Source organism: Arthrobacter sp. E44 (assembly GCF_041877125.1).
Taxonomy (GTDB): Bacteria; Actinomycetota; Actinomycetes; order Actinomycetales; family Micrococcaceae; genus Arthrobacter.
The window spans coordinates 46,745-61,196 of sequence record NZ_JBHDJA010000015.1 but is presented as its reverse complement, the minus strand read 5'-3'; the positions used below and the strand labels follow the sequence as shown (position 1 = coordinate 61,196).

The following is a 14,452-nucleotide window of genomic DNA, read 5'->3' as shown; positions in this document are numbered from 1 at the left end:
GCCCCACCCTAAGGTGGGAACGTGACTGAGCCCATTGTTGACGCCGCCCCTGCCATCGATTTTGACCTGAAGAGCCTGCCCAAGGTCTCCCTTCACGACCACCTGGACGGAGGACTCCGTCCGGCCACCATCATCGAGCTGGCGGAGGCCGTTGGCCACACGCTCCCCTCAACGGATCCGGTGGCCCTGGGGCAGTGGTTCCGCGAATCAGCCGACTCCGGATCACTGGTCCGCTACCTGGAGACCTTTGACCACACGGTAGCCGTCATGCAGACCTACGACGGCCTGTTCCGCGTGGCCAAGGAGTTCGTCGAGGACCTCGCTGACGACGGCGTGGTGTACGGCGAAGTCCGGTGGGCGCCCGAGCAGCACCTCCAGAAGGGGCTCAGCCTGGATGAAGTGGTGGAAGCAGTGCAGGAAGGCCTTGAGGCCGGCGTCGAGGCTGTGTCCGAGACGGGACGCGAGATCCAGGTGGGACAGCTGATCACTGCCATGCGCCACGCCGACCGCGGCCAGGAGATCGCCGAACTTGCCGTCCGCCACCGCAACAAGGGTGCCGTGGGCTTTGACATCGCCGGCGCCGAGGACGGGTTCCTGCCCAGCCGCTTCAAGGACGCCTTCACCTACCTTGCCCAGCACAATTTCCCCGCCACGGTGCACGCCGGTGAAGCAGCCGGGCTGGAAAGCATCCAGTCCGCGCTGGTGGACGGCCGCGCCCTGCGGCTGGGACACGGCGTCCGCATCGCCGAGGACATCATGGTGGAGTTCGACGACGACGAGGAAGCCGGCGACACCGTTGGCCTGGTCACCCTCGGCGACCTCTCCAGCTGGGTCCGCGACCGCGGCATCGCCCTCGAAATCTGCCCGTCCTCCAACCTCCAGACCGGCGCGATCGCCCAATTTGGTGAGGGGATCGAAAGCCACCCGCTGGACATGCTCTACCAGCTGGGCTTCAACGTCACCATCAACACGGACAACCGCCTGATGAGCGGCGTCACGCTCACGGACGAGTTCAACCTGCTGGTGGAAACCTTCGACTACGACCTCGACGACCTGCTGGAACTGACCCTGAACGCCGCCGAGGCGTCCTTCCTGCCCCTGGAGGAAAAGGAAGCGCTGGTGGAGTACATCAACGACGCCTACGCCAACCTTGGCTGAAACACCCGTTGAACGCCTCGTCCAGGTGATCGGGCAGCTGCGGGAGCACTGCCCGTGGATGGGCGCCCTGACCCACGCATCGCTGGTGGAGTACCTCCTCGAGGAGGCCTACGAGGTGGCCGAAACCATCGAGGAGGGCCACCCGGACGCCGAACTCCAGGGCGAGCTTGGCGACGTCCTGCTCCAGGTGGTGCTCCATGCCCGCCTGGCAGAGGAGCGGGGTGCGTTCACGTTCGACGACGTGGCGCGCGGTTTGGCTGCCAAGATGGTCCGCCGCAACCCCCATGTCTTCAGGCCGGACGGTTCCCTGCAGGACAGCTTCCCCGCCACAGTGGCGGAGATCGAGCAGAAGTGGGATGCGGTCAAGCGGGCCGAACGCCCGGAGCGGCGTGGCGCCTTCGAAGGAATCCCGGAGGCCCTCCCTGCACTGGCCAAGGCGCAAAAGTCGCTGGACCGCGCTGCCCGTGCCGGCCTGGAGCTCCCCGCAGGAGTGCCCGTCCCCGAAAGCGAGGACGGGCTCGGAACCCTGCTGCTCGCCGTCGTCCGTTCCGCGCGGGAGAACGGCATGGACGCCGAGCGCGCGCTGCGTGGCGCCGTCCGCCGCTACCAGGACGGCCAGGGCGATGAGGGCGGGCACGGCGACCGGAGCGACCCGGCGCCATCATGACGTCCGGCCCTTGACCGGTTTGAGTAACCCGGAGCACTCTCGACTACGCTAGTCGGTGACGAGTACGTCGAGTTTTCTGCCTGATTCCCCCCGTTAATCGCCCATAAGGAGCAAATTCATGGCGCTTATCGATGCCATCCACGCCCGCGAGATCCTCGATTCCCGCGGCAACCCCACCGTAGAAGTTGAAGTCCTGCTGTCCGACGGCCAGATCGGCCGCGCGGCGGTGCCCTCCGGCGCCTCCACCGGTGAGCACGAGGCCGTCGAACTGCGCGACGGCGACAAGGGCCGCTACCTGGGCAAAGGCGTGCAGAAGGCCGTCGACGCCGTCATCGACCAGATTGCCCCCGCCCTGACCGGCTTCGACGCCACGGACCAGCGCAGCATCGACCAGGCCATGCTGGACCTGGACGGCACCCCCAACAAGGGCAAGCTGGGCGCCAACGCCATCCTGGGCGTCTCCCTGGCCGTCGCCAACGCAGCCGCAGCCTCCGCTGACCTGCCGCTCTACAAGTACCTGGGCGGTCCCAACGCGCACGTCCTGCCCGTGCCGCTCATGAACATCCTCAACGGTGGGTCGCACGCCGACTCCGACGTCGACATCCAGGAATTCATGATCGCCCCCATCGGCGCTGAAACCTTCTCCGAAGGCCTGCGCTGGGGCGTCGAGGTCTACCACAACCTCAAGTCCGTCCTGAAGGAAAAGGGCCTGTCCACCGGCCTCGGCGACGAAGGCGGCTTCGCCCCCAACCTGCCGTCCAACCGCGCGGCGCTGGACCTGATCCAGGAAGCCATCAAGAACGCCGGCTACACCCCGGGCAAGGACATCGCCCTGGCCCTGGACGTGGCCTCCTCCGAGTTCTACAAGGACGGTGCCTACCAGTTCGAAGGCAAGGCCCTGTCCGCCACCGAGATGAGCGCCTACTACGCCGAGCTCGTGGACGCGTACCCGCTGGTCTCCATCGAGGACCCGCTGGACGAGAACGACTGGGAAGGCTGGAAGACCCTCACCGACACCATCGGTGACAAGGTCCAGCTGGTTGGTGACGACCTCTTCGTCACCAACCCGGCCATCCTGCAGCGCGGGATCGACACAAGGACCGCCAATTCCCTGCTGGTCAAGGTCAACCAGATCGGTTCCCTGACCGAGACCCTGGACGCCGTCAGCCTGGCCCAGCGCGCCGGCTACACCACCATCACCTCGCACCGCTCCGGCGAAACCGAGGACACCACCATCGCCGATATCGCGGTGGCCACCAACGCCGGCCAGATCAAGACCGGCGCACCTGCCCGCTCCGAGCGCGTGGCCAAGTACAACCAGCTGCTCCGCATCGAAGAGGAACTGGACGACGCCGCACGCTACGCCGGACGCAGCGCATTCCCGCGTTTCAAGGGCTAGTAACCGCCTAAACCCTTCCGCGGTGGCTATGGTTGAAAGACCATAGCCACCGCTGTTGTTTCCAGCAGCATCTGTCCCAGCAGTGTTCGTTCTGCAGGACTGTCCAGCACAGATAGTGGCGGCCCCGGCAGGCTGCGTTTCAGGAGTGTCATGGCTACCCGCCGTCCCAAAGTTCCCAAGGTCGCCCCCAACCGTCCAGGCAAGGAAACGGCCGACGACGGTACCTCCAGCGGTGCCGAGGTCATCCGGGCGGATTTCCGCCCGGCCAAGGGAACGGCCCAGGCGGAAAGTGCGGCTTCGAAGGGCAACAGCGGGCGCGGCGCTGCAGGAAAGCCGGCCGCAGGAAAGATGGGGGAGACCGCGAAGCCCAAGCTGTCCGCCGGCCGCAAAGGCAGCAGCCCGATTGACGGCAAGGATGTGCGGGGCGAAGAAGATGACCAGCACCCCGTGCCCGCGAAGGCCTTCTCCGGACGGATGCTCGCGCTGGCGGTGGTGATGATTGCCATCACCATCATGCTGGCGCCCACAGTGAAGATCTTCTTCGACAAGAAGGCCGAAATCGACGCGTTGCACGCCGACATTGCGGCACGCCAGGCCGAAGGCGATGCCCTCCGCCAGCAGGTTTCGCGCTGGCAGGACCCCAACTACGTCAAACAGCAGGCCCGCGACCGCATTAACATGGTTATGCCGGGCGAAACCGGCTACTGGGTTTTTGGCAGCGATGAGCCGGCCGGAGAAAGCAGTAGCCCCGCCGGCGCAGCAGCAGCACAAGACCCCGCCGATCTGCCGTGGGTGGATTCCCTGTGGGAGTCCATCAGGCGCGCGGCCACAGACTGAACCCCACAAGGAAGGACGGCCCGCGACAGTGGAAAACAACACGGCAGCCGCCCGGGACGAATCCCGCCAACCGACAGCACACGACCTTGAAGTACTGAGCAGGCAGCTGGGACGGCCCGTCCGCGACGTCGTGGAGATTCCCGCCCGCTGCATCTGCGGCAACCCACTGGTGGCGGCCACCGCACCGCGCCTCAGCAACGGCACTCCGTTCCCCACCACTTTCTACCTGACGCACCCGGTGATCACGTCCGCCGTTTCCAGGCTTGAGGCGGCAGGGGTCATGAACAGCATGAACGAGCAGCTGGCCTCAGACGAAGGACTCGCCGCTGCCTACCGGGCAGCCCACGAGGAGTACCTGGCGGCCCGCGAAGCCATTGGGGAACGTTCGGGCATCGGCCCGGTGCCCGAAATCGCCGGCGTCTCCGCCGGCGGGATGCCCACCCGCGTCAAGTGCCTGCATGTCCTGGTGGGCCACTCCCTGGCAGCGGGCAGCGGCGTCAACCCCCTCGGCGATCAGGCGATCGGAATGATCAGCGAGTGGTGGACGGCGGACAAGTGCTATTGCGACGGCGCCTGGGACACCACCGGCGAGGCACCATCCCGGGACCTCAGCCGCCACGGGCCCCAGGGCCTGCCCGATATCGTGGGGCGGCCAGCGCCCGTGCGGAAAGCCGCCGGCACTGCAGGAGCCGCCGAATGACGCGCGTGGCCGCCATCGACTGCGGCACCAACTCCATCCGGCTCCTGATCGCGGACATCCACCGCGCCAACGGCAGCACGGACCTGACCGACGTTGTCCGCGAGATGCGCGTGGTCCGGCTGGGCCAGGGCGTGGACGCCACTGGCGAACTGGCGCCCGAGGCACTTGAACGGACCTTCGCCGCAGCCGCTGACTATGCGCGGCTGATCAAGGAACACGGTGCTGAGCGGATCCGGTTCGTCGCCACTTCCGCCAGCCGCGATGCACGCAACCGGGACATCTTCGTGGACGGTATCCGGGAGCTCCTGGGCGTGGAGCCGGAAGTCATCTCCGGGGACGAGGAAGCGGCACTGTCCTTTGCCGGTGCCAGCAGCGTCCTGCCCATCCTGGACGGCCACCAGGTGCTGGTAGTGGACCTCGGCGGGGGAAGCACCGAGTTCGTCCTCGGCACCGCCGACGGCGTGACGGCAGCGAAGTCGGTGGACATTGGCTGCGTCCGCCTCACTGAACGGCACCTTCGGGACGACCCGCCCACCGCTGAAGAGATCGCGGCAGCGGAAGCCGACGTGGACGCCGCCATAGCCCGCGCCGGACGCGATGTACCGCTGGAACGCGCCACCGCCGTCGTCGGTGTTGCGGGGTCCGTCACCACCATCACCGCCCATGCCCTGCGCCTGCCGGAATACTCGCCTGACGCCATCCACGGCACGGAACTGCCGATTGCGGAGGTTCGCGCCGCCGCCACCGACCTGCTCACCATGACCCGGGACAAGCGCGCGGCCCTGCCGTACATGCACCCCGGACGCGTGGACGTCATCGGGGCCGGGGGACTGGTGTGGCGCCGGATCCTGGAACGGATGGGGGAGCTGACCGGCGGGAGGATTACCGCAGCCACGGCCAGCGAGCACGACATCCTCGACGGCATCGCCCTGAGCATCGGGTAGGCCCATGCATTCCACAACAGCTTCCACCCGCTTCTTGCCGCGGGCGGCGGCGGCCCTGATGGCCGTCCTCCTGGCTGCGTGCTGCTTCTGCGCGGGCCTCTTCACGGCACCCTCCGCACGGGCCGATGAGTGGCGCGACAAAGAATACTGGCTGGCAGATTCCGGCATCACCAAGGCCTGGGAAGTGTCAAAGGGCGCAGGCGTCAAAGTAGCCGTCATCGACAGCGGCATTGACGCGCAGCACCCGGACCTCAAAGGCGCCGTCGTCGGTGGGTACGACGCCTCCGGCTCCGGCCGGCCCGACGGCCAGAAGAGCGTGGGCTCGAAGCCCGAACACGGGACCCTGGTAGCCACGATGCTTGCCGGCCGCGGCCACCAGCCGGCAAGCCCAAGCCCAAGCCCCAGCCCGGGACCGGCGGGTACACCGCCCGACGGCATCATGGGAGTGGCGCCGGAAGCACAGCTCCTTTCGGTTTCCACCTGGCTTGGCTCACCCAACCCTTCGGGCAAGAGCGACCAGGACCAGATTCCCGAGGCAGTCCGCTGGGCCGTGGACAACGGCGCCAAGGTGATCAATATTTCGTTGGGCAGCACAAGCCCGCAGTGGCCGCAAAGCTGGGACGCGGCCTTCCTTTACGCGGAACAGAAGGACGTGGTCATTGTTGCTGCGGCGGGCAACCGGGTGGGCGGCAACACCCAGGTTGGCGCCCCTGCCACCATCCCCGGCGTCCTCACCGTCGCCGGGCTGGACCGCAAGAACCAAGCCAGCGTGGACGCCTCCTCACAAGGGATCAGCATCGGCGTGGCGGCACCTGCCGAGAACCTCCTTGGCGGCCTCCCCGGTGGAGGCTACGCGGAGTGGGCTGGAACCTCGGGCTCTACCCCCATCGTTGCCGGCGTGGCAGCACTGATCCGCTCCAAGTGGCCGGACATGACCGCTGAACAGGTCATCAACCGGATCATCACCACGGCCAAGGACGCGGGAGCCCCGGGCAAGGACCCGCTGTACGGCTACGGTATCCTCAACGCCGAGGCTGCCCTCAAGGCCGATGTCCCGCAGGTGTCGGTCAACCCGCTGGGCACCATCGCCGAATGGATCCGCGTCCACAGGCGGGGAAACGCTGCTCCCGCAACCCCGGCGCCAACCGCCGCACCGGTGCCCAGTGCCGAACCCACCCTGCCCGAAGCAACCGTTCCCGCTGCCAAGGCGCCGTCCCAGCGGGACAGTGCCATCGGCGCCGCCGTCGTGATCGGGTTTGGTGTCCTCTTCATCGCGATCATCGCGGCAGCCGGCATCCAGCTTCGCAGGGCCGCCCGCAACCCTGCGCTTGCCACCGAAGAACCCGATACAGGGGTGCTGGAAAAGGTGCATCCGCCCCGGAATTCCCACGTTACGGACCGTCGTCCAAGTTAGTGAAGATTTTCACAAACTGCGCTATCCTTTAAAGTATGGCAACCACCCCACAGCTCCAGGACCGTCCCAGGGTACTCGTCGTCGGCGGCGGGTACGTCGGCCTGTACGTAGCACTGAAACTGCAGAAGAAGATCGCGAATGCCGGTGGCATCGTCACCGTCGTTGATCCCCTGCCCTACATGACCTACCAGCCCTTCCTTCCCGAGGTGGCCGGCGGCAACATCGAAGCCCGCCACGCGGTGGTTTCCCACCGCCAGCACCTCAAGCAGACGGAACTGATCCAGGGCCGCGTCACCTCGATCGACCACGTCAACCGCAAGGCTGTGGTGGCTCCCGCCGACGGCGGCGAAAACTTTGAGGTTCCCTACTTCGACGTCGTGCTCGCAGCCGGCGCCATCACCCGCACGTTCCCCATCAAGGGCCTGGCGGACAAGGGCATTGGCCTGAAGACCATCGAGGAAGCCGTTGCACTGCGCAACAAGCTGCTCGAGCGCATCGAGGTTGCCTCCACCATGACGGACCCCGCCGCACGCGCCCGGGCACTCACCTTCGTGGTGGTCGGCGGCGGCTTCGCCGGCATCGAATGCATCACCGAGATGGAAGACCTCGCCCGCGCCGCGGTGCGCAACAACCCCCGCGTCAAGCAGGAGGAAGTGCGCTTCGTCCTGGTCGAGGCCATGGGCCGCATCATGCCCGAGGTCACCGCGCAGCAGGCTGACTGGGTGGTGGAGCACCTGCGCAGCCGCGGCATCGAGGTTCTCCTGAACACCTCGCTGGACAGCGCCGAAGGCACCCTCAAGCTCATCAACCTGCCGGACAAGTCCCCCGCCCAGGAATTTGAGGCAGACACCCTGGTGTGGACCGCCGGCGTGCAGGCCAACCCCATGGTCCGCTCCACGGACTTCCCGCTGGAGCCCCGCGGCCGCGTCCGCGTCCTGCCGGACCTGCGCATCTCCGGCGACGAAGGCATCGTGGAGAACGCCTGGGCAGCCGGCGACATCGCCGCTGTACCGGACCTCACCAGCAAGGGCCTGCCCGACGGCACCTGCGTGCCCAACGCCCAGCACGCCCTGCGCCAGGCCAAGCGCCTCGCCAAGAACCTTTGGGCCTCCCGCTGGGACAAGCCGCTGACTGACTACAAGCACAAGAACCTTGGTGCCGTGGCCGGCTTCGGCGAGTGGAAGGGCGTTGCCAACATCAACCTCCTGGGCCGCATCGGCCTCAAGGGAGCACCGGCCTGGCTGGCCCACCGCGGCTACCATGGCATGGCCATGCCCACGTTTGAGCGCAAGTTCCGCGTCATCCTGAACTGGATCATCGGCTTCTTCGCCGGCCGCGACACCACCCAGCTGCTGGACCTGGACAACCCCCGGGGCGCCTTCGTCTCGGCAGCAACCCCGGCCCCGAAGCCTGCAGCTGCTCCCGCAGCCGTGCCGGCCGGCGGCTCCGGTTCCACCGCTGCCGCAGCTCCCAAGGAGACCGTGGCGGCCAACGCCAAGTAGAGCGTCTGTTCCACCACGCTTCACAGCGTACGACGGCGGCCGTCCCCTTCGCGGGGCCGGCCGCCGTCGGCGTTTCCAGCCAGGGCCGCCTTGGCAGGTACCATTGACCCGGCGCCCCAGTAGCCCAATTGGCAGAGGCAGCGGACTTAAAATCCGCGTGTTGTGGGTTCGAGTCCCACCTGGGGTACAACTGTCCATACCGCCACGACCAGTGCCGCCATCAGGAAGCCGCCTGTGATTGCAGGCGGCTTCCTGCGTTTAATTCCACATAGGCAACGACTGTTATAAGGCTGTGACCTCAGTCACTTAGTTTCGTTGCTGTCTATGCATTAGCTTGAACCTAAATCAGGAATACCTGGTCCAATTCGGAGTGCCTCGGCACCCCATTGATCCGTTCGCGCATCGCATGGCCCTGTTTCGGAAGGCAGACAAATGTACCGAAAGAAAGTCCTCACCTCGTTGGCAGCAGCAGCCACATTCAGCATGCTGCTGTCGGCCTGTGCCAACCAGGCGGGCCCCGGCACCACCGAAAGCTCGGGTTCGTCCGGCAAGGTGAACATCCCCGCCATTTCGAAAGTGGATGTCCCCGCCGGTGCCGTCAAGCCGGCCGGTGACGGCAAGGCCACCTGCCCCGCGACCACCACGCTGGCCTACGCAGGCGCGCAGACCGGTCCCAACGCGCAGCTGGGCGTCAACATCTTCAACGGCATCCAGCTGGCCATCGACCAGCACAACAAGGCCAACCCCGGCTGCCAGGTACAGTTCAAGAAGTTCGATACCGAAGGTGACCCCAACAAGGCCACCGGCCCCGTCACCCAGATGGTGAGCGAGCCGGACATCGTTGGTGTAGTCGGCCTGCCGTTCTCGGGCGAATCCAAGGCCACGGGCAACATCTTCGAGCAGAAGGGCCTGGTCCACATCACGCCGTCGGCCACCAACCCCACGCTGACCGAAAACGGCTGGACCACCTTCTTCCGGGGCCTCGGCAATGACGCCGTCCAGGGCCCGGCAGCAGCGAAGTTCCTCACCGGCAAGCTTGGCGCCAAGAAGGTCTACCTGGTCCAGGACGACTCCGACTACGGCATTGGCCTTGGCACGTCCACCTCCGCCGGACTTGGCAGCGCACTGGCCGGAACAGAAAAGGTGACCACCGGGCAGAAGGACTTCTCGGCAGTCATCTCCAAGATCATGAACGCAAAGGCCGACGCCGTGTTCTACGCCGGCTACTACGCCGAGGGTGCACCGTTCGACCAGCAGTTGGTTGGCAAGGGCTTCACCGGAACCTTCGTGGCGCCGGATGGCGTCAAGGATGACCAGTTCATCAAGCAGGCAGGCGACGCCTCAAACAACGCCTACTTCACCTGCCCCTGCATCCCCGGTGAACTGATCACCGACTTCGCCTCCGCCTACAAGGATGTCTCCAAGGGCGCAGAACCCGGAACGTACTCGATCGAAGGCTACGACGCCGCTACTGTCCTCCTGTCCGGCATCGATGCGGGCAAGCAAAGCCGCGCGGACCTGCTGGCCTGGGTCAAGGCCTACGACAAGGACGGCCTGAGCAAGCACTACAAGTGGGACGCCAAGGGTGAGCTCCAGGCCCCGACCGTCTACGGCTACAAGGTGGAGAACGGCAAGATCGTCCCCGTCGGCCCCATCGGGGAGTAGCAGTCAAGCAGGATTCGGCTGTGGGGGCCAGCAGATGCGGCCCCCACAGCCTTTTCTTCGCTTGGCAGCATTTCACGACCAACCCAGGTCACTAGACACAAGTCCCACGGCCGGGCCCACAAAGCCGCGTGCAACTGGATCAGGACGTTCCCATGCTTTCCACTCTTGTCCCACTACTCCCGACGGAAAACGACTGGATTACCTTCGACATACCGTCCCTGGCCGAAAACTTCTGGAGCGCCACCTTTGACGGCCTCACCTTCGGAGCCATCTACGCGCTCGTAGCGTTGGGTTACACCCTGGTTTACGGCGTGCTCAACCTGATCAACTTCGCCCACTCGGAAGTGTTCATCGTCGGTTGCTACGCAGTCTTTTTCACCCTCAGCAGCCTTGGCTTTGGCCCTTCCGCACCCCGGCTCGATATCTGGGCCATCATCCTCAACTTGCTGCTGGCGCTGGTTCTGGCCATGCTTGCCTCCGCGGTGACGGCCTTCCTGCTGGAACGCATCGCCTACAAGCCCCTCCGCCGGCGGAACGCCCCGCGCCTGGTCTTCCTGATCACCGCCATCGGCGCTTCCTTCACCATCCAGTACCTGATCTACCTGTGGCGTGGTCCCAGCCCTGAGCTTGCCCTCACGATGTTCCGGCCCACACCCATCTTCGATGTCTTCGGCACCATCATCGACTCCCAACAGCTGGTGATCATCATTGCCGCGGTAATCATGATGGTGGGCATCGACAGGTTCATCAGCAAGTCGCGCACCGGCCGCGGCATCCGCGCAGTCGCCCAGGACCCCGACACCGCCACGTTGATGGGCGTCAACAAAGAGCGCATCATTATTACCACCTTCGTCATCGGAGGCCTGCTTGCAGGAGCCGCCGCCTTGTTCTATGTCATGAAGATCCCGTCCGGTGTCCAGTACAGCGGTGGGTTCGTCCTTGGCATCAAGGCGTTCGCGGCCGCGGTACTGGGCGGCATCGGCAACGTCCGCGGTGCCCTGCTGGGCGGCCTGCTGCTCGGCCTGATCGGCAACTACGGCCAGATCCTGCTGGGCAACTCGCAGTGGACCGACGTCGTGGCGTTCGTGGTGCTGGTGCTCGTGCTGCTGCTGCGGCCTGAAGGCATCCTTGGCACCTCCCTTGGAAGGAGCAAAGCATGAGTATGACGGATGGCCCCACGCCGCTGCGGACAGCCGCGGCCGAACAGGCTGCAGAGGACCGCGAAGCCTCCTCCTCGACATCCCCCGGCAGAAGCGCGCTCCGGCAGAAGGGGAAACGCAATAGCTTCTCCGACCGGTGGCAGGCCCTGTCCCGCCAACAGCAATGGGCATTCCTGGTGGTTGTGGTGGTGCTGGCCTACCTGCTGCCGCTGATCAACCCGCCGATCTTAACTACTGAGCCGGGCAACAACTTCGCCCTGGCCTGCTTCGACATGGCCCGGTTTGCACTGATCGCGGTTGGACTCAATATCGTGGTGGGCTACGCGGGACTGCTGGACCTGGGATACGTCGCCTTCTTCGCGGTGGGTTCCTACGTTGCGGCCATGCTGACCAGCCCGGATTCGCCGTACTTGCACATCCCCTATCTGTGGACGCTTCCCGTGGCCATGGCGGTCACCATGTTCTTCGGCGTCATGCTGGGCGTGCCCACGCTCCGGCTCAGGGGTGACTATCTTGCCATCGTGACGCTCGGCTTCGGGGAGATCATCCGCATCCTGGCCACGATCATCCCGGCCATGAAGGGCCAGGTGGGCTTCCAGAACGTCGGTCACCCGCCGGGGACCGCGGCTGACGGCACGCCCATTTTCTCCAACTCAAACGGTGTGCCCTGGTACTGGCTGACCCTGACCATCATCATCATCGTCACCCTCCTGGTGGGCAACCTGGAACGCAGCCGTGTCGGCCGGGCCTGGATCGCCATCCGCGAAGATGAGGACGCCGCGGAAATCATGGGCGTTCCCACCTTCAAATACAAGGTGTGGGCCTTCGCTATCGGTGCTGCCGTCGGCGGCCTGTCCGGTGCCCTGTTCGCCGGCCAGGTGGGGTTCGTGAACAACCAGAAGTTCGACGTCACCACATCCATCCTGTTCCTCGCCGCCGTCGTCCTGGGCGGCGCCGGCAACAAGGTAGGGGCCATTCTTGGCGGAGCCCTGGTCAGCTACATCCCGCTCAGGTTCACGGCCATCGCCGAGTACAAATACCTGATCTTCGGCGTTGCGTTGGTGCTGATCATGATCTTCCGTTCCCAGGGGCTGCTTCCGGCCCGGCAGCGGCTGCTCGCGTACGGCAGGACGGCTTTGAACAAGGTCGCCAGCCGCGATGCCACCGAACCCAAAGACACCGACACGCCGGCGCCCGGTCCTGATACCCGCGCCGCCGGGCAGAGAGGAGCGGAGGCATGAGCTCCGAGGAAAGGCACGCAGGCTCCAGCAGCGTGGAAGAGCAGCCGGCACACGAGGCCGCAACCCCGGAGGGCACCGCGGCTCCGGTGGCGCCGGAACTGGACATGGAAGCTTTGGCCGAGGCCGGAGTGGACCAGGAACTGGCAGAAAAGGTGGCTCCGGACCGCGATATTGCGGTCAAGGTGGGCGACAACATTGTTGAGGTGCAGAACCTGACCATTAAGTTCGGCGGCCTGGTGGCGCTGGACAACGTCAGCTTCAACATCAAGCGGGGTGAGATCCTGGGGCTGATCGGCCCCAACGGCGCCGGGAAGACCACCTGCTTCAACGCGATGACCGGCGTCTACAAACCATCCAGTGGGAAGGTGGTGCTGGAAGGCCAGGTCCTGAACGGCATCAAGCAGCACAAGATCACGCGCCTGGGCCTGTCACGAACATTCCAGAACATCCGCCTGTTCGGCGAAATGACTGCCCTGGAGAACGTGGTGGTGGGCCTGGACGCACGGCACCGGACCAGCGTCGGCGGAGCGCTGCTGCGCCTGCCCACGCACATTAGGGAGGAAAAGTCGGCCATCGAGCGCGGCATGGCCCTGCTTGACTTCGTGGGCATCGGCAGTCATGCGCACGTCCTGTCCCGGCAACTCCCGTACGGCTACCAGCGCCGGCTCGAAATCGCACGGGCGTTGGCCACGGACCCAAAGGTGCTGTGCCTTGACGAGCCTGCAGCCGGCTTCAACCCGGCCGAAAAAGAGGAGTTGATGGCGCTGATCCGCACCATCAGGGACGAGGGCTACACGGTGCTGCTGATTGAGCACGACATGAAGCTGGTGATGGGCGTGACAGACCGGATTGTCGTGCTGGAGTTTGGGAAGAAGATTGCGGACGGACTGCCGCGGGAGATCCGCGAGGATCCGCGCGTTATTGCCGCCTACCTAGGAGAGCCCGAAGATGACGTTGCTTGAGCTTGAGGGCGTATCTGTCCACTACGGCCGGATCCAGGCCCTGCGCGACATTTCCTTCACGGTGGACGAAGGTGAAGTGGTGGCGCTGATCGGTACCAACGGCGCCGGCAAGACCACCACAATGCGCACCATCTCCGGCCTCTTGAACTGTTCCGAAGGCAAGATCACCTTTGCCGGCCAGGACATCACCAAGATGAAGGCCCACATCCGGGTGGTGCACGGGATTTCGCAGGCCCCCGAGGGGCGCGGCATTTTCCCCGGCATGACCGTCATGGAAAACCTGGATATGGGAACCTTTGGCCGTAAGGACAGGAGCGGCGTGGCGAAGGACCTGGACCGCGTCTTCGACCTGTTTCCCCGGCTGAAGGAGCGGGAGAAGCAGTTCGGCGGCACGATGTCCGGCGGTGAGCAGCAGATGCTGGCGATCGGGCGGGCCCTGATGTCCAACCCGAAGCTCCTGCTGCTGGACGAGCCCTCCATGGGCCTGGCACCGCAGTTCATCCGCCAAATCTTCAGGATCATCAAGGAAATCAACAACCAGGGCACCACCGTGCTGATGGTGGAGCAGAACGCCAACCAGGCACTGGCGGGCGCCCACCGCGCCTTCGTGCTGGAAACGGGGGAGATCACCCGCAGCGGCACAGGAAAGGAACTGCTGGAGGATTCTTCGGTCAAGGAGGCCTACCTGGGCGTGGGATAGTTCGGCTCACGGGGCCCGGTGCGCATAGCAACGCAACGGTCACGGTTCGGTTGCAACCGGGCCCCTGGGGAACTTTCCCGGCCGCCGCCACGTGGGAATTGGT

13 protein-coding genes and 1 tRNA gene are annotated in these 14,452 nt (G+C 65.5%); all 14 read left to right on the top strand.

Annotated features, from left to right (window positions below; translation table 11 throughout):
• Window positions 1–21: 21 nt before the first annotated feature.
• Window positions 22–1,158 carry an adenosine deaminase gene (locus ACETK3_RS14280; protein ID WP_236801543.1) on the top strand — a complete coding sequence of 379 codons (1,137 nt, stop codon included), beginning with the start codon at window positions 22–24 and terminating at the stop codon, window positions 1,156–1,158.
• A 58-nt stretch (window positions 1,159–1,216) separates the two neighbouring features.
• Window positions 1,217–1,825 (top strand): MazG nucleotide pyrophosphohydrolase domain-containing protein, encoded by a 609-nt coding sequence (locus tag ACETK3_RS14275; protein WP_236802802.1) that lies wholly within the window; start codon window positions 1,217–1,219, stop codon window positions 1,823–1,825.
• A 118-nt stretch (window positions 1,826–1,943) separates the two neighbouring features.
• Window positions 1,944–3,224 carry a phosphopyruvate hydratase gene (eno, locus tag ACETK3_RS14270; protein ID WP_236801544.1) on the top strand — a complete coding sequence of 427 codons (1,281 nt, stop codon included), beginning with the start codon at window positions 1,944–1,946 and terminating at the stop codon, window positions 3,222–3,224.
• 150 nt (window positions 3,225–3,374) lie between these two features.
• Window positions 3,375–4,061 (top strand): septum formation initiator family protein, encoded by a 687-nt coding sequence (locus tag ACETK3_RS14265; RefSeq protein ID WP_373993097.1) that lies wholly within the window; start codon window positions 3,375–3,377, stop codon window positions 4,059–4,061.
• Between the two features lie 28 nt (window positions 4,062–4,089).
• Window positions 4,090–4,761: a DUF501 domain-containing protein gene (locus tag ACETK3_RS14260; protein ID WP_373993096.1), complete on the top strand. Its 672-nt coding sequence runs from the start codon at window positions 4,090–4,092 to the stop codon at window positions 4,759–4,761.
• Window positions 4,758–5,705, top strand: coding sequence for a Ppx/GppA phosphatase family protein (locus ACETK3_RS14255; RefSeq protein WP_236801550.1), 948 nt, complete (start codon window positions 4,758–4,760; stop codon window positions 5,703–5,705). Before ACETK3_RS14260 ends, ACETK3_RS14255 begins: the two co-directional genes overlap by 4 nt.
• Window positions 5,706–5,709: 4 nt before the next feature.
• Window positions 5,710–7,119 carry a S8 family serine peptidase gene (locus ACETK3_RS14250; protein ID WP_373993095.1) on the top strand — a complete coding sequence of 470 codons (1,410 nt, stop codon included), beginning with the start codon at window positions 5,710–5,712 and terminating at the stop codon, window positions 7,117–7,119.
• Between the two features lie 35 nt (window positions 7,120–7,154).
• The gene (locus ACETK3_RS14245) at window positions 7,155–8,621 is read left to right on the top strand and encodes an NAD(P)/FAD-dependent oxidoreductase (RefSeq protein ID WP_373993094.1); all 1,467 of its coding nucleotides are present in this window, start codon (window positions 7,155–7,157) and stop codon (window positions 8,619–8,621) included.
• Window positions 8,622–8,734: 113 nt separating this feature from the next.
• Window positions 8,735–8,808: transfer RNA gene (locus ACETK3_RS14240), tRNA-Leu, on the top strand.
• A gap of 245 nt (window positions 8,809–9,053) precedes the next feature.
• A complete protein-coding gene (locus tag ACETK3_RS14235) occupies window positions 9,054–10,286 on the top strand; it encodes a branched-chain amino acid ABC transporter substrate-binding protein (protein ID WP_236801555.1) in 1,233 nt (410 codons plus the stop codon).
• Between the two features lie 152 nt (window positions 10,287–10,438).
• On the top strand, window positions 10,439–11,446 hold the full coding sequence (locus ACETK3_RS14230; protein ID WP_236801556.1) for a branched-chain amino acid ABC transporter permease: 1,008 nt from the start codon (window positions 10,439–10,441) through the stop codon (window positions 11,444–11,446).
• Window positions 11,443–12,687: a branched-chain amino acid ABC transporter permease gene (locus ACETK3_RS14225; RefSeq protein WP_373993093.1), complete on the top strand. Its 1,245-nt coding sequence runs from the start codon at window positions 11,443–11,445 to the stop codon at window positions 12,685–12,687. The genes ACETK3_RS14230 and ACETK3_RS14225 overlap by 4 nt, the downstream gene beginning before the upstream one ends.
• Window positions 12,684–13,649, top strand: coding sequence for an ABC transporter ATP-binding protein (locus ACETK3_RS14220; RefSeq protein WP_236801559.1), 966 nt, complete (start codon window positions 12,684–12,686; stop codon window positions 13,647–13,649). The genes ACETK3_RS14225 and ACETK3_RS14220 overlap by 4 nt, the downstream gene beginning before the upstream one ends.
• Complete coding sequence (locus tag ACETK3_RS14215) at window positions 13,642–14,349, top strand: ABC transporter ATP-binding protein (protein ID WP_373993108.1); 708 nt, start codon at window positions 13,642–13,644, stop codon at window positions 14,347–14,349. Before ACETK3_RS14220 ends, ACETK3_RS14215 begins: the two co-directional genes overlap by 8 nt.
• The last annotated feature ends 103 nt before the right edge of the window (window positions 14,350–14,452 follow it).